Origin of the sequence: Campylobacter volucris (assembly GCF_008245045.1) — a bacterium.
GTDB lineage: Bacteria > Campylobacterota > Campylobacteria > Campylobacterales > Campylobacteraceae > Campylobacter_D > Campylobacter_D volucris.
Genome location: NZ_CP043428.1, coordinates 805,061 through 826,039 on the forward strand (window position 1 = coordinate 805,061; position 20,979 = coordinate 826,039).

General features: G+C 26.6%; 17 protein-coding genes. 5 read left to right on the plus strand and 12 right to left on the minus strand.

Annotated elements, in window-relative coordinates:
* Positions 1-12: 12 nt before the first annotated feature.
* Together CVOLT_RS04310 and CVOLT_RS04315 are read right to left on the minus strand one after the other, a co-directional pair.
* Positions 13-882, minus strand: coding sequence for a hypothetical protein (locus tag CVOLT_RS04310; RefSeq protein WP_012661563.1), 870 nt, complete (start codon positions 880-882; stop codon positions 13-15).
* Positions 879-6,107, minus strand: a complete 5,229-nt coding sequence (locus tag CVOLT_RS04315) for a hypothetical protein (RefSeq protein ID WP_039665599.1) — start codon at positions 6,105-6,107, stop codon at positions 879-881. Before CVOLT_RS04315 ends, CVOLT_RS04310 begins: the two co-directional genes overlap by 4 nt.
* Before the next feature lie 56 nt (positions 6,108-6,163).
* On the opposite strand from CVOLT_RS04315, the gene CVOLT_RS04320 reads away from it, so the two are divergent.
* The gene (locus CVOLT_RS04320) at positions 6,164-6,487 is read left to right on the plus strand and encodes a hypothetical protein (protein WP_039665600.1); all 324 of its coding nucleotides are present in this window, start codon (positions 6,164-6,166) and stop codon (positions 6,485-6,487) included.
* Here the strand turns inward: CVOLT_RS04320 and CVOLT_RS04325 are convergent.
* The 6 genes from CVOLT_RS04325 to CVOLT_RS04350 form a co-directional block, all read right to left on the minus strand.
* A complete protein-coding gene (locus CVOLT_RS04325) occupies positions 6,479-6,745 on the minus strand; it encodes a phage tail assembly protein T (RefSeq protein ID WP_425321040.1) in 267 nt (88 codons plus the stop codon). The two genes, CVOLT_RS04320 and CVOLT_RS04325, sit on opposite strands and share 9 nt — an antisense overlap.
* Positions 6,746-6,777: 32 nt before the next feature.
* Positions 6,778-7,140 carry a hypothetical protein gene (locus tag CVOLT_RS04330; RefSeq protein WP_012661567.1) on the minus strand — a complete coding sequence of 121 codons (363 nt, stop codon included), beginning with the start codon at positions 7,138-7,140 and terminating at the stop codon, positions 6,778-6,780.
* Entirely contained in the window at positions 7,137-8,111 is a 975-nt protein-coding gene (locus tag CVOLT_RS04335; protein ID WP_039665601.1) for a hypothetical protein, read from the minus strand. The genes CVOLT_RS04330 and CVOLT_RS04335 overlap by 4 nt, the downstream gene beginning before the upstream one ends.
* Before the next feature lie 63 nt (positions 8,112-8,174).
* On the minus strand, positions 8,175-8,525 hold the full coding sequence (locus CVOLT_RS04340) for a hypothetical protein (RefSeq protein WP_052243172.1): 351 nt from the start codon (positions 8,523-8,525) through the stop codon (positions 8,175-8,177).
* Positions 8,526-9,050 carry an HK97 gp10 family phage protein gene (locus CVOLT_RS04345; protein WP_084059210.1) on the minus strand — a complete coding sequence of 175 codons (525 nt, stop codon included), beginning with the start codon at positions 9,048-9,050 and terminating at the stop codon, positions 8,526-8,528.
* Positions 9,038-10,207 carry a phage portal protein gene (locus tag CVOLT_RS04350; protein WP_039665602.1) on the minus strand — a complete coding sequence of 390 codons (1,170 nt, stop codon included), beginning with the start codon at positions 10,205-10,207 and terminating at the stop codon, positions 9,038-9,040. The genes CVOLT_RS04345 and CVOLT_RS04350 overlap by 13 nt, the downstream gene beginning before the upstream one ends.
* A 95-nt stretch (positions 10,208-10,302) precedes the next feature.
* On the opposite strand from CVOLT_RS04350, the gene CVOLT_RS04355 reads away from it, so the two are divergent.
* Entirely contained in the window at positions 10,303-12,243 is a 1,941-nt protein-coding gene (locus CVOLT_RS04355; protein WP_069106940.1) for a KAP family P-loop NTPase fold protein, read from the plus strand.
* A gap of 25 nt (positions 12,244-12,268) precedes the next feature.
* On the opposite strand, the gene CVOLT_RS04360 is transcribed toward CVOLT_RS04355, so the two are convergent.
* The 4 genes from CVOLT_RS04360 to CVOLT_RS04375 all read right to left on the minus strand — a co-directional run bounded on the left by CVOLT_RS04360 (position 12,269) and on the right by CVOLT_RS04375 (position 15,397).
* The gene (locus CVOLT_RS04360) at positions 12,269-13,900 is read right to left on the minus strand and encodes a terminase large subunit (RefSeq protein ID WP_039665603.1); all 1,632 of its coding nucleotides are present in this window, start codon (positions 13,898-13,900) and stop codon (positions 12,269-12,271) included.
* A complete protein-coding gene (locus CVOLT_RS04365; protein ID WP_039665604.1) occupies positions 13,893-14,528 on the minus strand; it encodes a P27 family phage terminase small subunit in 636 nt (211 codons plus the stop codon). Before CVOLT_RS04365 ends, CVOLT_RS04360 begins: the two co-directional genes overlap by 8 nt.
* 243 nt (positions 14,529-14,771) lie before the next feature.
* Entirely contained in the window at positions 14,772-15,122 is a 351-nt protein-coding gene (locus CVOLT_RS04370) for an HNH endonuclease (protein ID WP_039665605.1), read from the minus strand.
* Positions 15,119-15,397, minus strand: coding sequence for a hypothetical protein (locus tag CVOLT_RS04375; RefSeq protein ID WP_039665606.1), 279 nt, complete (start codon positions 15,395-15,397; stop codon positions 15,119-15,121). Before CVOLT_RS04375 ends, CVOLT_RS04370 begins: the two co-directional genes overlap by 4 nt.
* A 573-nt stretch (positions 15,398-15,970) precedes the next feature.
* Between CVOLT_RS04375 and CVOLT_RS04380 the strand changes: the two genes are divergently transcribed.
* The 3 genes from CVOLT_RS04380 to CVOLT_RS04390 all read left to right on the plus strand — a co-directional run bounded on the left by CVOLT_RS04380 (position 15,971) and on the right by CVOLT_RS04390 (position 20,973).
* Positions 15,971-19,705, plus strand: a complete 3,735-nt coding sequence (locus CVOLT_RS04380) for a hypothetical protein (RefSeq protein ID WP_039665607.1) — start codon at positions 15,971-15,973, stop codon at positions 19,703-19,705.
* 67 nt (positions 19,706-19,772) lie between these two features.
* Complete coding sequence (locus CVOLT_RS04385; protein ID WP_039665608.1) at positions 19,773-20,066, plus strand: hypothetical protein; 294 nt, start codon at positions 19,773-19,775, stop codon at positions 20,064-20,066.
* Between the two features lie 28 nt (positions 20,067-20,094).
* Entirely contained in the window at positions 20,095-20,973 is an 879-nt protein-coding gene (locus tag CVOLT_RS04390) for an ankyrin repeat domain-containing protein (RefSeq protein WP_039665609.1), read from the plus strand.
* The last annotated feature ends 6 nt before the right edge of the window (positions 20,974-20,979 follow it).

Sequence of the window (20,979 nt, forward strand, 5' to 3'; positions counted from 1 at the left end):
ATGCGTGTTAGATTAAATTAAACCTTGTATATTTAATTTAACCTGTAAAAAATCATAATCTTCAATAGGAGCTGAATAATCTTTTAAAATACCAAATGTAGTTAATTTTTTAAAACCATTTTCACTTTCATCTGCTATAAATAAAGTTTTTTTATTATAAATACTTTCAATCAAATCATCATAATAATCAAAATGAACTTTTTCCAAAGCAATGATTAATTCTAAAAATTTAGCTTTTTTTCCATTTACTACAGTAGTATGCCCCCATTCATTTGTATTTGTTTTAGAATAATTAAGATAAGTAAGATTGGCAGGATGTATAGTAACACCTAATTTTTCTTTTTTACCCAAAAGTATATGTCCAACATTAGCTATATCGTTTAATGCATAAAAAGTAATTTTTATCTTAGAATTAATTGGATAATCAAGGAAGATAAAATCATCTTTATTGATTTTAAATCTACCAAAAAAATATTCCCACCAAGTGCGTGATTTCCTACAAAACATAGATTTTTCATAAATAATTCTTTTATCTAATGTTTGAATTTTGATTTTAGATATATTGGCATTTAAAATAGCAAAAGCATCAAAACTTTCTTTTACATCTATAACAATACTCCAAGTTTTATTATCTTTACTTTGAGTATTTATCTCATCATCAAAACATGCATTTTCATTTGTTGGTCGCATTTTTACCCATTTATCAAAATAAACATCTGGCTCTTCATGTTTATCTTCATCGTTTGCACTTTTATAAACATAACCCTTAAAAGAAACCTCATCATTAATTTTATAAGTGTTTTCTTTATTCCAAAGTTGTGTTTTATCTTTGCTTATGGTATTTTGCTCTATTATAAATTCTAAAGGTCTGACTATAATCATTTCTCAATCCTTTCTGCTATTTCTCTTGTTTGTTTTGTAAGTATTGACATATCCATACAAAGTCTTTTAATGCCTTTATCTACATTATCTATCTTTGTAATTAGTCCATCAAATTTAGAATTTAATTGTTTAAAACCATTATCAATTCCTTTAGAAAGAGCCAATTCTAATTTTTCAAACATATTAGAAACATCAACCTTTAATCCTTTACCATCTTTTAATGGAATAACTGCTTCAGGATAACCATTTTCACCTATAATGGCATTTGTTTTTTGTGTTACTATTCCACCATCTGCAAAAGCAAGTGGTTTTTTATTAGGGTTTTTTATTTCTTGATTTAATTCACTATCTACTTTATTAGAATTGTTTTGATATGCAAGCAAAGCATACTTTAGATTTTCTATAGCAGCCACACTCAAAGAACTACCATTTTTTAACTCTTTAATCATACCTTCTAAGTATTTTGCTATAGGCGAATCTTTTCCAAGATACTTAATCATCTCCTGAACTTCTTTTTGGCTTTGCTCTAAAAGAGTTTCTCTGTATTTTTTTAATTCTTCTAAAGTCATAGAAGATGTATCTTTTATAGTTTCTTGAAGTTTTTCATTTAATTTTTCATTTTCTAATGTGATTTTGGCAATCTCATCTTGTATTGTATTTAAATCAGCTTCACCTCCTAAATCCTTCATATCGTTAGCCATTTTTAGCATTTGGAATTGATATTCTTCATAAGATGATGAATTTCTTAAGTCATTTGCTTTGGCACTTGCTGCCTGCTTTAGTTCTTCAAAGGAAGATGAATTAAAATTATTATTTTTAAAATCATCGCTAGCTTTTTTTAGTAATTTTTCATAGTTTTTACTTATCATTTGAGGTGTTTGAATAGTTTGCTTAATCAAATTATCACTAAAGCTAGCAAGAGATGATAAAATATTTTTTTGATTGTTTAAATTTTCTAAAAGTTTATTGTTTTCATTAATTTTAATTTTGGCATATTCTTTTGAATTCTCATCTTCATATGCTTTTATAAGCTCATCAACCTTAGCTAACTCATTCAAATGCTCTGATGAAAAAATTAGACCGCCTTGTTCTTTCATTATTTGTTCAAAGGAAGTTATAATAGCTATTAGTTGTTTTCTAAGCTCAGTATTACCAGTGCTTAAAAAATCATTTATTCCTTCATGCCCAAGCTCTAACAACTTATCATTAGCACTAAAAATATCTTTAAAAATATCTTGTTCTTCTTTACTTAGATCATCTTTTAATCCACCCATTATAGTAGCATACTGATTAAGCAAATCATTAACTTTAAAAACACTAGTATCCAATCCATTAACACCTGCAAAACTTTGATTTATCTGCATTAATTCACTTGTTTTATTAATAATGGTTTGCAAGATGTTATTTACTTGCTCATTTGCACTTGCTAAAGCTTGTAATAATTGCTCCCAAGCTTCTACATTTTGAGTTGAGAAATCATTTCTTAAGCTTTCATTATAAGCCTCATTAAGTTTATCTAGTGAAATTTGTGAAATATTTTTAAATTCATCTTCTTTTAACCCTAAGATATCAAAACCACCACTTACATTTCTAATGGCAGTTTTTAGTGCATACATGGTATCATCTAGAGTAATTTTTGCCACCTTCACAGGATCATTTTTATATATTTGACTTAAAATATTACTTTGCATACTCATAAACTGACCAAATTGCTTAGAAAGTTGCTGTGCATAAGATATATTTGATTCTTTGGCAGCTTGTTGTATGGCTTTGATTTGCTCATTAATCAATTCATTATCATTGGTATTTAAAAAACTTTTTAATAATGCATTTGGCACAGCTGTATCTACAAGAGAATTGCCACTATATTTTCCAGCGTTTATTTCGTATTTGTCTAAATTTGCCCCTAACTTTTCTAATAATGCATATTGATTATCTAAGAATAAATTTAATTCTTTTATCTTTCTATCGTTTATATTTTGATATTCAGTCCAACTTTTTTTACTAAACCACCCTTTCTTTTGATAGTCAATGTAGCTTTGCAAATTTCCTTGTGAAAAATGATCTTTAAAATTTATATCTTGCCAAAGTCTTAGACCACTTCCGGTAGCTTTAGTTTTTCCAAAAATTCCACCTATAACACTACCTAAAAGACCGCCTACCAAAGTACCTATACCAGGAGCTATTAAAGAACCCAAAACTCCTCCTATAGCACCACCACTTCCAGCATGAGTATCAGCTTTAAATAACATATCTCCAAGCTTTCCTATACCATAACCTAAAAGACCACCACTTAATGCATTAGTAGCTAAACCACCAACAAAGCCTAAAGTAGAACCAATACCACCGGCTAAAGCTCCATTTATACCGCCAATACCTAAAGAACTCCATAAAGCACCAGAACTAAAAGAAGTTAAAGCAGTCCCTCCAAAAAAACTACCAAGATATGCACTTCCTAAACTTAAAATATTGCTTCCTAGTGTTCCTATATTTTTTATTAAATTAGAAAAATTTTGAAACACAGAAGTAAAACTATCACCAATACTGCTAAAATTAAAACTACTAAAACTTTGTATTTTTTCAAATGTAGAGCCACTTAAAATACCTTCTAATGCATTAAATCCACTTAGCACATTAGATACACCATTTAACACATCTTGTCCCTTTTTAACCTCTCCATTAGAAGATATAATAACTTCTTTACCATCTATAACACCTGTAAAATTTCCATTATTATCTTTTTTTAAACCTAAATCTTGAGAAATTAAACTAACATTTTGATAAGAATTGTTCGCACCCATTAATGAATTTGTAAAAATTCCTGATATTGATCCGCTGATAGAACTAATAGCAGGTGATAGCATATCCATAGCTAAAGATTTACCTAAACCTATGAATAATTCTTTTAAATTTTTTATTTTTCCTTCTATAAAATCAAAAAAACGACTTTCTATGGTTCTTTGCATATTTGCTATCATCTTAAGATAATCATTTTCTACATTTTTAAATGTTTTTGATGCATTTTTTTCTACATTTAAAAAAGCTTCTTTTTGTGTCTTTATAAGTTTTTGGAGATCTTCCTTGTCTAAAATATCTATAAATTTCTCTCTTAATTCTATTTCTTTTAAAGCCCAAGCTTCTTGTTTTTTACCAACGCTTTCATAAAATTCAAGCATTAAGCTCTTATAGGATTGAAATTCTTTTTGACTTTCTTTTAAATCAAGATCTATAATCATTTCTTCTTTGGCTTTTTGTATAGTTTTACCATCAAAACCTATTTCTTTAAAATGTTTTAATTTTTCATTGATAGATTCCAAGCTTTTTTCATACTCACTCATAGTGATTTGTGAAAGTTCTTTGAGTGCTTGATTTTGCTCTTTTATGATTTGAGTATGCTTTTCTTGAGCAAGTTTTGCTTTTTCTTCTTGATCTAGTATTTTTTTAATCTCATCAGCTTTAGCAGCATGAGCTAATGCATTAGATATAATGTTTACCTGCTCTACTAATGCGCTATTTTGTTCCCAATTGTTAATACTTACAAGTTCTAATAATTTTTTGTTTAAATCATCTAAAGCTTTATTTGTTTTTTCTAACTCTTGGCTTTCTATTTTTGGAATTTGAATTTTTGTTATTAATTCAACTGCGTCCTTTAACTCTTTATTGAGTTTTTCTACACTATTTAGTTTTACCTCCTCTTTTGCATTTTGCTTAATTTTTTCATCTAAAAATGCTATTTTTTGAGCAATATTTGCTATCTCTCTTGCATCTTCAACGCTTTGTTCTCTAATAGCCCCCATAAAAGAAAAATCTATTTTTTGCAGATAAGAGATTGCCTTTTTATAATCATCTCCTATAATTTCAAATGAATATTCTTTTAAAAAATTTCCTATTGTGTTTTGAAAACTTCCAATATCTGATATGCTTTTTAACTCTTTTTCTAATTGCTCTTTTTGTTTTTTTAAATCCTCTATATCTAAAATTTCAATTCTTCTTTTAAAAGAAGAATTTAACTTTTCTGTTTTCTCATACGCTTTATCCAAAGCATCTTCTATAGCAAACAACCTTTCTATTAAAACTAAAGGTATAGCATTCTTGGCAACATTTGATAACGCTTTAAATCCCCTAGATAAAACAATAGTTCTTTTATTTATTTCATTTATACTTTGAGTGTTAGAAAGCAACCCAACTCTTTGTAGATATAAAGCATTTTTAGTATCTAGTATTGAAGCTTTTAGTTCTAAAAATCCTTTAGATAAAATCGGAGCTATTTTAGAGTATGCCTTTAAGCTAGCAAAAGCCAAAGAAACATTAATAAGTATAGGTGTTAAACTCTGAAAAGTTTTAATAAAACTAGAAATACTATCTTTATTTTCTTCCATGTAAATATTTAGTTTTAACAAGCTTTCATTTACACTTTCAAATATAGGCTTGCTCAGCTCTATTTTTAATTTATCTATATTTGACTTTAGAAGTCTAACATTATCCTCATATCCTCCAAGAGCTAGCTGAGCAATCTTAACATTTTCACTTGTTTTTTGAATAATTAAATTATAAAGATTACCACTTGCATTAGCTTCCTTAATAGCTTCATTAGTAAGTCCGATTTGTTTTAAAAACCTACCAAGATCAGAACTTGATAATACAGCTCCATCTCCAAGACCATCTATTGTCATTTTCAGCTGCTCGACTCCAAGACCTGATATTTTAAGAGTTTGCATTAAATTTTCAAAAGATTTTATACTTTCATCAAAATTCATATTTTTTGAAGCACCTGCGTAAAAACTAGAAAAAATATCTGCTAAATCCGATACAGCATATCCTGACTTAGCAGATAAATTATTAAACTGTTCTAATGTTTTAGAACTTTGTTTTAATGACAATTGATATTTTTCTTGTATATTTAATGTCTTACCAAAAGATGCAACATTAGATGAATTTACCGCTATTAAGGAAGCTATATTCTTCTTTGTTTTTTCATATTGAGCATTTAATTCTATAAAAGATTTGGCATAATTACTCACGCTATCAAACATAGCTTTATAACCATGATAACTTTGCACAAAATGTGCATTCATATCCAATACAGCTTTAGATAGACCCAAAAAGTTTTCTTTGGTATCTTTTGTTTTTTGATTTAGATTAACAAAGCTTTGATTTAGTTTATTAACACTAACCACTCCTTTATTTGTATCAACACTTATGCCAACTTTTACATTTTTTGCCACTTTAATTTCCTTTTATATTTAATTTAGCTAGAATGAAAACAAAAAAAGGTATTAGAATGTTTTTTTACTCTTATGAACCACTTACTTTTATAACTTTGCTGTTTTTGCTTGTGGTGTTTTTTATGGCTAAAACTAAGAGTAAAAAAGAATTTAAAGAAAAGATTATTAATAAAGAACTTGCTAATTTTACCAAAGCCGTCCATATTTTTCTTAAAGAAAACAAACCCCAAATTGTTCTGCTTAGCGCAAGAGCTATGCAATTTGGTATAAAAAACAATCTTTTTAATCACGATATAAAAGCTCAGTTTTGTCAAATTTTGCAAGAAAACCCAAATGAAAAAGAATTTATCGTGGAGATTGATCATAATTTATTATCCTAAAAGTTCTAAAAAATCTAAACCTAATTTTTTTAAATCTATATTTTGATTTGTATTAGCACTTTGCTTAATTGATGGCTTCAAATACTCACTTAGTAAAAAATCTTCACATTTATTTTTAGCTCCCATAAAAGATGCGATCATACTAAGCAAAATGCTCATTTGTATTTCATTTCTATCGCAAGCTAAAGGCTCATTAGACAAAAACTCCATCCACTCATTAAATTCTGCTTGGGTAATGCTTTGCTCTAGTTCGCCTATTGTCTTTCCTAATGCAAGGGCTAGGCGATATTTTAATCGCCCTTGCTCTCTTGCTTTGGGACTTCTACACTAAAAGTTAAAATTTCATCAGCTATTTTAGAAATAACAGCGAGTGCAGTTTGATTAAGCTGTGTGATTTCTTTTTTACTTAACCTTGGCTCTACAAGTCCTTTTAAGACAACTTCAGTTCTAAAATTAGAATTGTTGCTTATAGCTTCTATATTGATTTCATTAGTATCATCGCTATCTTTTTTAAATTCTATTTTGTGATTTTTCATAAGCTCATATTGCTCTAACATAGAAAGTTGTTTTATGGTTATTTTTTCATCAATACCATCAACTTTTATTTCTTTTGTTTTAAGAGAGTTATTTTGTAAAAAATCTTTTAAATTCATTTTCTTCTTCCTCTTGGTGCAAAATTATTATTATTAAAAACTTCTTCTGTGGCAGCTGAAGCTACTCCGCTACTTGAATCACAAGTATATTTTTTTCTTATATCTTGATTTGCTGGATATGTAAGCGTTAAAGGATTTGGATAAAAATAAATTGTTTTACCTTTTAACTCCTCATAAGTTTGCCCCTGAGTTGGCTCATTTTGAGTCTCATGAATAATATTTTCTTCATTTTCTTTTTCCCATTTGCTATCTTGTTCTTGTTCACTATCTATAAATTCTTTACTTTTGTCAAAAACTTGCTTTTTAGCATATGGACATACTCCTCTAACATTATCAAAAACATACACGAATCTCTCATCATCAATTTGTGGTATTTTTAGTGTGCTTGGATTTGGATAGTAATAAACTATTTTTGATTTTTTATCAGCATAAACATCACCCACATTTAACTCATCACTAGTATGCTCTATGTTTTCTCCTTCTTCAAATCTAAAAGGAGTGATGTCTTTTGCTTCTCCTATTTTTTCTGCTGTAATATTTGCACTAAATTTATTATTAGCTTCACTAGTAACTTCAAAACCCGTTATTTTCATTTTGATTTTTAAAGTTGTTTTTCTTTCATCATTAACCTCAACAATGATAAAAACTTCTTCATTTTCCTCAAAAGCCTTTTCAAGATAATTTACACCTTCAAAATCTTGCGTTTTTCCATCTTTTACAAATTTATAAAGCAAAGACATATTCACAGTAGCACTTGTTTTTTTACCTACTGCATTTATTTCTTCATAATCTCTGTCATTAATTGGGCTTAATTTTTGACTTTCCCTACTTCCTCCTTTAAGTCCTGAAATGCTAGTTAAAAAACCTGCTTGAACTGGTGTAGATCCGGCTGTTTCCATAGCACGAGATAAAACTAATACTCTAAGACCTTGAACATCTGGTGCTTCTGAAATTATTTTTTCTTTTGGCATTGGTTCTCCTTGCAATAAAATACAAATAGATTTTAAAAAAACTTTGAGGCGTTAGAAAGCGTATTAAAATTTAAAAGTTAAAAACATATTACTGTGATAAAAACCATTTTCTTCATCTTCTGTGGCTATGAGTATATCTGTTGGCTTTTTATCTATACTAAACAATAAATTTTCCAAATCTTCTTTTATATTTCTTAACTTTTGATACTTTTTGCTATATATGGTAAGGGATATTTCTATTTCTTTTACTAATAATTTATTATCAATACTTAAAACTATTTCTTCATTGCTTATTTCATAAACTATAAAATTTTCTTTACTTTCTATAGTTGCTTTTATAGGATAAATATCTAGTTTTAATTCATTTTCTAAATTTTGTAGAAAGCTCACTAAAAATTCTTTGTACATTTTCATTTAAAACCCTAATTTTTTTAATTCTTTTTCTAATTCGTTTTGAACTAAAATATCTGCCTTTGGTTCTATTTTTTTTGTAGCATTTTCCATAGTTTTATATCCTTTTACAAAGCTTTTTACACCTTTTTTGTTTTTTCCTCCTTTATGCCAAAAGCCATGCTCTAAAAAATGTGCATAATAAGCACTAGAAAAATACTCTATTTTATTTTTCTTTTCATTCTTTTTCTCTAAAGTCCATTTTTTAAAACTTTTTAATTTTTCATATCTTTTTTGACTTACTTTTTTCTTTTTAAATACAACAGCAGCTGCTCTATAAACACCTTTTTCTAAATTTCTACTTGTAACAGCCCTAACACTTGATCTTAAAAGACCACTTTCTTTAGGTGCTGTTTTTTTATAAACCTTAGCTATTTCCTTACTTACACTCATAGCACCTTTTCTGGCAGCTTTTGATAATGATGAATTACTTAGCGTGTTTAAATCTTTCATTAATTCTACAAGACCTTTTACTTCTATTTGTGCCAAGTCTCATCCTTTAGTGCATTTAACTTTCCTAAATTTAATGCTATAAGATGTTCATTTCCATTGCTAATTGGGTTCATTTCCTCTAATGCTCTAACCTCGTTAATACTCATAACTCCATTATTTAAAGCTTTTGTATAGCTTTCCCATCTTGAAGCACTATCAGCTCTTAAAATAGCATTGATATTAAATTTAAAATAATATTTTCCCCATTCGCTTTTAGTAAGCAAAAAGCGATTAAATGCTTGTTCTATTTTTGTAGTAAGAGGCGTAATTGTTTGAACCATGTAGTTTGTTTCTTGTTGTTCTATATTAGAAAATGTTGCCCTAGAAAGATCTCCTAGCTTATGCGGGGGTATATTAAATAATCTTGCAATTTCTATAATCTGAAATTGCTTGCTTTCTATAAATTGACTATCTTTATTTGCGCTTGTAGTTTGAGTAAATGTAGAGCCACTTTCTAAAATGGATATGTTATAAGCTTTCTTTTGACTATAGTTTTCTTTAAATGATTTTTTCAATCTATCATATGCTTGATCACTAAGCTCATTTGGAACAGTAATAACACCGCTTGTAAAAGCACCATTTTGAAAAAAGCTAAGTCCATGTTGCTCTATGGCTGTAGCTAACTTTGCTGTGGTTTTACTTTTTCTTAAAGGTGCTATTCCATTGACACCATCTTTTGTGTGATATGGGACATTTACTATTTCATCATAACTTAAAACAACACTGCCATTGCTAGAGTATGCACTATAAAAGTATTTTCCGCTTTGTTTAAACAGCGAAATATCTTTGTTTTCTATAAGTTCTATGGAGCAAATTTGCCCATTTCTTTTTCGCATAGGATATAAAAAGCCATTTCCATAAATAAGCATTTGCACCATAAAAGATTCTATAAGCGTAAATGGCGTCATGGTTTCATTTGGTGCAATTTTTATAAGATCAAACAAAGGATGATTAGTGGCTAATACAGAGCCATTTTTTTCTTTTTTGTATAGATTTAATGGCAAAGAAGCTATAGTTTCGCTTATGTTTGATATAGCTGCAATTACAGCAGAAAGCTCATCAGAATTTACCTTTTCTTCTGAAAGGAATTCTAAGGCATAATAATCTTGATTTCTTTTTTGTGTTTTAAAAAATGATTTTATTTTATCTAGCATTCAAAGCCTCGTTTTTTTAAGTATTTTAAAAAAACTTTGAGGCGTTAAAATGCGTATTTGATATAATTTCATTAAAAATAAAAAAGGAATATTTTATGGGAAATACTCAAAACAAGGAAGAATTAACAGAAAATATCAAAGTAGATAGACCTATAAAATGCAAAAATGATGATTTGTTTGATAGACAGCATATTGCTAATACATTAACCAAGACCATTAAAAATTACAAAGAAAGTGATAGTATTTCTATAGGTATTATAGGGGATTGGGGTAGTGGAAAAACTTCTTTTATAAATATGGTTTTAGAAGATTTTAATGATGATAAAAAATTCATTATAATAAATTTTAACCCTTGGAATATTTCCACTAGAAAACAGCTCATTAGTGATTTTTTTACAAAACTTTCTATTGAAATTGGAAGAAAAAATACTTCTAAGCGGTATAAAAAATTGAGCAATGGTTTAAAAGTTTTATCTTATACATTTAAACCATTTAAATTTATACCTGGATTAGATATTGCTTCTGAAATAAGTGATAATATTAGCAATGCTCTTCAGGAAATAGCTGAGATGACAGAAAAAAATTTAGATACCGCCAAAGAAGAAATCAATAATGTAATTAAAAAAATAGATAAAAAAATTATTATAGTTATAGATGATCTTGATAGATTAGCCGATACAGATATACAAGAAATTTTTCAACTTGTTAGATCTATAGCAGATTTTAAAAACACTATGTATATTCTTGCTTATGATAATGAAATAGTCACTAAAGCCTTAGACAAAATCCAAAAAGATAAAGGCGAAAGATATATAGAAAAAATAGTGCAAGTTCCTATAGTGCTGCCTAAATTAAACGAAGTTACATTAAAAAAAATATTTTTAGAAAAAATAAACAATATTAAATTAAAATATCCAAAACTAGATGATGGAAGATTAGCTATGTACGCTAAAAATTTAGTCAAATGTTTTCATAGTCTAAGAGATGTGAATAGATATATAAATATTCTCTCTTTTGAAATTAATGCCATAGAAGAAGATTTATTTTTATATGATTTTGCGGTAATTACTTTAATAAAAATTTTTGAACCAACAATATATGATTATATATATCAGCAAAAAACAATTGCCATATACAATCATAAAGAAATACCTACCAATAAAATAAAATTTAACATTATATGCGAATTGCTAAAATCTTGTGAACAAATTAATGTTAAAACTAAAAGAATAACTAGCTCTATTTTTTTTGATAATTATTTCGCATTATCTTTTCCAAAAAATGGATTTTCTCAAAAAACACTAAACTTAATTATAAATGCGACTACATATGATGAATTTAAAAATATTTTTAAAACAAATAATATATCAACACTAGAAAAACTAAATGATTTATATACACATTTAAAAGATAACCATGGTTTTACCTATTTAAAAAATAATCAAAATTTTTTATTGTATCTTTTTGATTTTTTTAATGAGCTAATGGAAGAATTTCATAGTAATCAGCCAAATAATCCTCATTGGGATTTGTATTTCGTTTTTTATAAGTTTTTTTCCGATATAGACTTAAACGAAAAAATAAGTAGTGTTTTAAATAAAGATTTAAAATCAACAAATGTTGAAATTTTTTATATGCTATGTCTTGATTCACACAAACCACAAGCATTATGTGATAAAAATACAATTGATAATTTAATGGATAAATATAAGAAAAACAATAAAAACTATATAAAAAACTTACATGAATTTTTTTATACAATTTATAATGAAAATCATTGGGTTAATGATTACAATATATTTGCTTATACTGCAATAGAAGATATTATTAAAAAATATCAAGTATCACCTACTTTTTTGAATATTATTCTAGAACTTTTTATCCAAAATGAAGCATATAAACAAGAATTTTTAATAAAAGCTATTGAAAAAAAAATTATTGATACAGAATATCTAATAAAAATTATAAATAACTGTGAAAATAGTGAAGATTATAAAGACCTTATTGCAATGATTTCCAAAAATAATCAACCATAAGAGACAATTTTTATGGCTGATTATTTTACAAACTCCTAATACCCCGTTTTTCATAAACACTTTCTTGTGGTTTTGCAAAGGTATTTTTAGTCGCTATGGCAGTTACTAAAGCTGAAATTGCATCTATTCTTTCGCTTGATTTTTTCTTATCAGGTTTGATATTTTCTCTTGCATCTTTATCTATTACCAAATTATTATTACACCATCTAAAAATAGGATTTGCATTATGGTTTATAGTTTGTTTTAATACTCTTATTTGATACTCTTTTAGCGGTTCGCTTATACTTGCAAAACCTTGTCTAATTTGAACGCATTCTAAGTTTTCTTCACTAAGTTTTTTGGCTACTTCAGTGCTATTCCAAGGATCATAACCTATCATTTTGATATTAAGTGTTTTACTAAAACAAATAATATCTTCTATCAATATATCATAATCTACACTATTACCTGGTGTTAAAGTCAAATACCCAAGCCTAGCCCATTCTAAATATGGAACCTTATCTCTTCTACTTCTTTGCTCAGCACAAAGTCTAGGTGCATAAAATTTAAAATCAACATGTAAAATTTTATCAATTTCGCAGATTATAGCTAGTGCAGTTAAATCTGTCGTAGCTGAAAGATCTATCCCCATAAAAACATCAGAAGTTAAATTTATTTTTCCAAGATTACACTTCATAAAATCATCATCTTTTACAAAAGCACCAGCATTTGAAGTCCATATGTTTAAATGCTTTGTCTTAAAACTAACCTCATCATTTGCATTTGATTTTGCTTTTTCAAAATACTCTCTTAATTTTTCTATCTTGACTCCATACCCTAAAGCAGGATTTACTTTTGCCCATACTTTTTCATCATGCCAATCATCATTTTCGCTTGGTTCATAAATTTTAGAATATGTGGAAGGATCATTTATAATACCACAAGCAACCTTTTTACAATAATCATATTGTTTTTTCATCTCTGAATTTTGATTATAACCTGCTGTTGATATTACTATACAAAGAGAATTAGAACGACTTGCTGTTCCTTCTTCTAAAACCTTGTATAGTTTTCCATCTTTTGCAGCATGAAGCTCATCGTAAATAAAAACATAAGGTCTTAATCCATCTTTAGTTTCACTAGTAGCTGTCAAAACCTTTATAAAATCTTCAAATTTTGTATTTTTCTTACGGATTTCCCTATAAGTCTTATATTGATAGCACATATCATTTAAGTGCCTTTCTTGATTTATCATAGATGAAGCTGCATTAAAAACTAATTTTGCTTGTTCAGTTTCATTTGCCGCACAATATATTTTCTTTCCTTTTTCTTTATCTACAAAAAGAAAGTAAAGTAAAATAGCCCCTATAAGCTCTGTTTTGCCATTTTTTCGCGGAATAAATAATAATGCATAAGAATACCTCCTAGCATTTTTTTCTTTTGAATATGTGGCGATAATATCTATTATAAACTCTATTTGAAAATTTAAAAGAGCAAATGGCTTTCCTGCTAATTCTCCATCGGTATGTTTTAATAAAGATACAAAAATAACCGCGTTTAAAGCTATTTTTGTATCTATATAAAATGGAGAATTTCGAAATTCTTCGTTTTTTATTTTGATATATTTTTTAGCATAATTTAAAATATCTTCTCTAGATCTTAACTTGATATCATTCATCTTCTTTTCCCAATAAGACATCAAAAGGAGAGCTTTCTTTTTTCTCTTTTGGATTTACTCTTGTTCTACTTGGAGCACCGATACCTAAAATTTTAGCTAAGCCTATTACATTTTTAGTTAGAGAGTTAAAAGCAACTAGCTCGGGAGTGATAATCTGCACTCCTTTATCACTTGTAGTGCAAAAACCTCTTTTCTCTACCTCTTTGCTTGAGCATTCTAGTAAAATAAGATTTTTAGCATATACTTTAATAATATCATCTTCAAGATCATCATAAATTCCTAAATTAATTAAGTCGTTTTTTACTTTTTGAGCCAATTCTTGCTCTATTGTTTGAAAATTTAAGTTATTTTCGTTTGTTTCTTCGGTTTTAAATACTTGTTTATTTTTTGGTTTTTCTTTTATAATACTTTCATCTATAAAAAGCGCTATTTCATTTTGCTTTGAGTTGTGGTGATTATCATCTTGTCTTTTTTTGGCTAACTTTAGTATTTCTTCTTTTGGATAAGGTTTAGCTTTTCCTCTTAAAACCTTAACTCCATTTTTCTTTAAATATCTACTCAAATACTCTTTAGAATTAATATTTAGTATTTGCAAAACCTCATCACAACTTAAAAATTCTTTTTGCATCAACACCTTTCTTTTTAGTGATTTTATACAAAACATAAGGCGTTAAAGTGCGTATTAGTTAATTGGGCGTTAAATATAAGAAAAACATGCAAAAGAAATTAAAGCACAAACCCCAATTATTCATATTTTAAACTTGGTATTTATTGGTTAATTAGTTAGTCAATTACACACACAATAAAAAAAATAGTTCGCATTTTTTTACGACTAGCCGGTCGGTGACTAGAGTTCCGGTTTTATAGAGATTTAACCCCCTACCCCTTTCAACTCTTCTTTGGTTTTTTTATTGTGACAAGTCATACATAAACTTTGTAAATTTGCTACATTTAGTTTTTCTCCACCTTGTTTTATAGGAATAATATGATCAACAATTTTTGCAAATCTTCCACATTTAAAACAAAACGGATTATCGTTAATAAAACCTGAACGCAATCTCTTCCATTCTACACTATGATAAAAACTAGAGCTATCTCTATCTCTTTTGAAAGTATCATAGTATTTATTTTGATTTCTAATGGTTATTATCTTACACTCAGAACACTTGTTCAAATGTGATAGAATCTTCTTTCCGCATTTGCAAAATTTATACACATTCATCTTTTATAAAAACCTATTTCAGTTTTCTTTGTAAGCGATACTTTAAATTCATATTCAAAATCATCATAAGCCTTAATAGCATAACAACTATAGCCAGCTTCAATTATCTTCATAAACCAATCAGGAAGCAAAATAAAGAAATTTCCACCAACTCTTTTAACTTTAAAACCACTTTTAATATCATTAACATTTCTATGAAAATTATCATATAATCCAAGATTATTTATAAAAATCTTTGCAGGTACAGCATTATTAATTATTTCATTTTTAAACATTTTTCTACCTTATCAATTTAAAGCAAAAAAAATAAGTGAAGTTCCTTATTTTGTATTTTATCATATTTTCACACAAAAATAAAAAATATATAAGTTTGGAATATTATTTGCTCTTACTAAGATGTTAAACAGCAAAAAGTATCTATATCTTTTCCCCGCAATAAGCAACCAAATAAAAGCTATTCTCCTTATTAATCATAGAGGTTTTAATCGGAGCATTAGCTAACATCGTATTAATTTTAATCGGAAATATAAAAAATATACTAATATTGACTTTAATCGGATTAAAAGAAACCATTGCTGTGTATACATTAAATTGTAAAGTAATGGGTTACTCAGTGGGTTACTAATAGAATAAAATATATCTAAAAATAGATATCAAATGAAATTTTTTAGTAGCTGACCTTGGGCACCATTTGTTTTAGTTTTAAACTTATAATATACTCATTTACAAAAAAACAAAAAATAAATTTCTACAATATTATGATGTGTTATAATATTTCCTTCATTGTTTCTTTTTATTTTCAAAATTAATTACGCACAAATAATTAAAATTTCTATAAAAGGTTTATATTGAATTACACATTGATAAAAAAAGATAAAATATTTTATTATGAGTTAAATTTAAAAAATAAAAACTTTTTTGATATTTTTTTAAAAATAATGGAAAATAGTATTTTTAAAGTAAAAAAAATTCAAGAAAATAATTTTATCGCAAGCGGAGGTAAATTTACTTGGATTTATGAAAATGGTAAAAACATCATAATGACAGAATCTGTCTTTGAGATAATTGCAAATTTTATTCTAGATGATTTTTTTAATCTTTACTATCAAACTCAAACAAATAATGAAACAATAAATGAAACCAAAAATATAACCAAAGAAAACTATACACCTAATACGCAAGATTTTATAGATCAATTTAGTTATTTTAATATACCTCAAACTTTAGATGCAAAATCTCTAAAAATCAATGCACAAGATATGTTTGAATTTGCAAAACAAATGAATGCTATGAGAAATTATTATGAAGATGAATTTGAACAAAGTGGCAAAATGGATTCAGAGCAAAAAGCTTTAAAAAATTATCAAGAAAAAATTATACAAAAAGCCTTAAGAGATGTCTTAGATATCACTCAAGAAGAATTTGAAAAACTCTCTTTAAGTGATACAAAAAAAGCACAAGATTTTATCGATGATGCTTTGGAGATTGAACTTTTAAAATATACTGATATATTTATCAATCATAAATTAGATGATGATATTTTCACATGTATAATTAAACCTTTACTTGAAGAAGAAACAAAAAATCAAATAGGTTTTATACAATCTAAATCTTTTAATAACATCAATTCTAAAGAATATTTTTTCAATTTAATAAAAGCTGGTGCAAAAGTGACATTCAAGCAAGCTCAAAAAAGTATGACAATACAAAATTTTTATTATTCTTTGCAAGCACAGCTTTGCGAAATTTATAATCAAAATAATCAAAATTACAAATTAGAAGACGAAGAAATAAATAAATTTATAGAATCTTTACCTAACTATATAATTTTTAACAAAATAAACATAGCTTTGCAAATATCTCAAGCAACACAAGGAAAAGAGCGTATTAATCAACTTGATGATATTGAATGTTTATATAATGAGTGGCAAAAAGAAGAATGCATAGAACTTTTTATATTAGATTATACCTATAGTCCTCCAAAACTTTTAGCTTATGAAAGAATTGATGCAAACTTAAATGATGAAGAGATAAAAAATAAAGAACAAGAACTCATAAGAGCGAAAAAATTTAATTTTAATGCCATAAAAGCTTACAAAATTAAAAAAAGAAATGATTTTTCTAAACAGATTTTAGAAGAAGAGTTAGCTCCTTCACAAAAACACGAATATACTATAAATTTAAATTCTATTGAAGAAAAATACATAAAAGAAATTTTAAATTTAGATGAAAATATAAATATTACAAATTTTCACATAAATACTATCAATTCTTTGTTTGATAAAATTATCCAAAAACTTTGTGGTAATTTTTTAGCATTAGATGATGTTTTAGAACAAAGCAAAATACACGATTTAATTCATAATGATTTTATCGAAATTTTAATGCAAAAAAGTGTTAGTAAAAAAACTTTGAAAAATATAAATATTTGTGTTTTTGAACCTATTTTTAGCACCAAAGAATACGATTTTTATTATAATTTAGAAAATGAGCAAAAACAAAATTTTGCCTTAAAAATAGATCAAAATCTTTTCAAAACTTTATTAAAATGTGGAGTAAGTATCACTCAAAAACACCTAAAAAAGCTACAAACCCTGAAAGAATTTTATACCTTAATGCATAAATTAAATCTTGAAAATTTTAATCAAAATTTAAATTATTACGAAAATCAAATATACTACACAAAAGACCATATAAAAATTCAATTAAAAAATTTAAATAAAATCACAAATTTTCAAGAATTTTTAAACAAAAATACAAATTTTATAGCTTTAAATCAAATTTTAGATATTTTAAGTCAAATAAAAGATTTATCTTCATATGAAAAAGAAGAATTTTTACAAAATTATGATTTTAAAGACTGGCAGTATGTCGATGGTGAAATTTTTGTATATGATAGACAATACATTAATGAAAACTCCATAGGTTTTTTAAAAGCAAATAAAGAATTTCAAGAACCGAAAATACGCTTACTAGGTTTTACACAAATTAAACCAAACAATAATATAGAAAGCCAAGCAGAAGAAATATTTGATTATTTAATGTTAGGAGAATCTCTTTTTGATTTAGACAATATATTAAATTTCTTAAATATCATTAAACACAAAGAATATTGCGATGCCTTAAAAGCTAATATAACCTATGGATTATCTTATAGACGAATAATAAATTTAAAAGAGTTGGCAAATTATCTAAAAACAGAAGAAATTAAAAATATTATATTTATCCAAAATGACGATGAGTGCTTTAACTCCTTAAGCAAAGCTTTGAAAATATTAAATTTAAAAGCAAATTTTGATTTTAAATTAGATTTAGATAATAATTTGCAAATTTTCATACTAGAAAATGAAGAGAATAAAAATTTAAAATCAGCTATTATGTTTGGAGACACCATAGAAGAAGAATATATTTTAGATTTTATAGAAAAAGAGCAGTTTAATCAAAACTCACTTCCTTTACTTTTTGATTTAAATTTTAGACAAAATGGCAATGGAGGAATGGCTTTAAATTCTATTTTTTATCAAGGTTGTTGCTATTTAGAAGACAACCATACTAAAGTTTATAAATACATAGGTAGTTTTGATTTTTTTCAATGTAATTGTTTTTTAAAATATTTTAAAAATGATTTAAAAAAGATCATTATAGCCTATATGGATAGAAGCAAAGAAGAGGATTTTAACATTGATGAAAATATAGAATTTAAATCCAATTTTGATAAAAAATTCTTTGACTATGTTTATTCTTGTAAAAATTCTTACAATAATCTTTTTATATGTGAAAAAAACAATATACTTTATATTATGTTTTGTACAGATATGTATCAATCAAATTTAGAAGATAATTTTACATGCATGAGCTCTTTTATAAATAAACATTTTCCACTAAGTGTAAAGGAAGTTAAATTTTACTCACAAAGTCCTTATGAAAAATTTGGACTAGAAACATTTTATATACAAGAACAAATACAACTAGAAAAATTACAAAACATTAAACAAACAAATGAAAATTTTATTTCATTGCAAAGCATCAAAATGGCTAAAGAATTTTATGATACATTAAAACCTTTTGATAGTTTAAATGCTCTAAAAATTTATAATGAATTTAAAAAAATTTGCCTAACACCAGTGAAATTTTTAGAAAATACGGATAAAGATTATGTAGATTTTTTTATAAATATTGATATTTCACACAATAAACCATTTATAGATGAATATTATATTTGTTTCAAATTTGAGAAAGATTTTTACACTTTTTTTAAAGATGAAAATCTAAGCAGATGGGTTTTAATGATAACTTTTAGTTTATCATATGATGAGTATCTTGAGCAAAATAAATCTTACTCAAGCAATGATAACAATGGAGAATTTATTAAATATGCAAATTTAAAAGAAGTAGATGATGTGGAAGATCTAGAAATCAATTATAAAGAGCAACAAATAAGATGTGAAAAAATCTTTGACTTTATAGAAACAAATCCACTCTTTAAGAAATTTTTCAATGAAAACAATCCTAGGAATTTTAAATTACGATTTGCTACTTATGCTGAACAAATTGATGAAATAGTTTGGATTAATAACACTTAGATTAAATAAAGAAAGGGAAAAATGAAAACACTAAAAAAATTAAAAATCAACAACACAAGGAAAAACAATGGATTTTAATACCGATATTTTAGAAAGCTTAGATGATTTCAAAGCATTTTTAGACACAAAACCTAATAAAGAACTCCTAGAAGCAGTAAAAAATCATATAGATGATTTTATGGAAGGTGCATATAATAATTTAGATCCAGAAAACTACGAAGTTGCTTTTGAAGAAGATACTGGTATACCTTATGATGAAGCAGATGAGGATGAATTTAAGGATTGGTTTATTAAAAATGTGCTTTGTCATGATGATTTAAGTGAGATTTATAAAATACTAAAATCACTTTTTAAAGATTAAAACTCATTTTACAAAAAAAGGAAAAACAATGAAAACATTAGAAGAAATATTATCTTTGGAAGAAGATGTAGATAAATATGTAAAAAACTTATGTTTAGAATTTTATGATCTTGTAGAGGCTAACAAACTTGAAGAAGTTAAAGAATTTTTAAAAGATTATCCTGTGCCTGAAATATTTTTTGAAAAATGCTATACACCTTATTGGGATAGTGAAAACAAAAGAGCTATTATCGATCCTGTTATCGCTTTAGCTTGTGCAGGAATTGCTTATGATAAAAGTAAAAGTTTTGAAATGATGGAGTATTTTGAAAATTTAGGACTTAAAGCCAATGAAGTGTGCTTTGGATACAATGCACTTAGTAGGTATATTGATAGAGATGGAAAAAATAAAGAAGTAATAGAGTATTTTTTTAAAAAAGGATGCACATTTGAAACTTATAATGAAGAAAGCGGCGATACTCCTTTACATGAATGGATATTATGCGGCGAAGAAGTGAAGTATTTAGAAGAAGCTTTAAAACTAGGAGCAAATCCTAATATGAGAAGTATTAAAACAGAAAATGAATTTAGTTTTAGCGATGCAGGAGAAACCCTTTTGCATAGAGCTGCAGAATCTGATGAGAAACCTATAGGAGCTTGTGTGGAAGTGCTAATCAAATATGGAGCTGATGTAAATGCGGCTAATTGTTGTATAAGTGATATTGAAGATGGAAAAATTGAATATTATGATCCTGCTACTCCATTGGATAGAGCTAATACTTGCGATATAAATAAAAACATAAAAATCTTAAAAAAAGCAGGAGCTAAGACTTGGGAGGAATTGGTTGAAGAATACAATATCGATACAAGCTTAGAAGAACCAGAACAAATTAAAATGTATGAAGAAAGAAGAAAAAATAAAAATTAAAGGAAA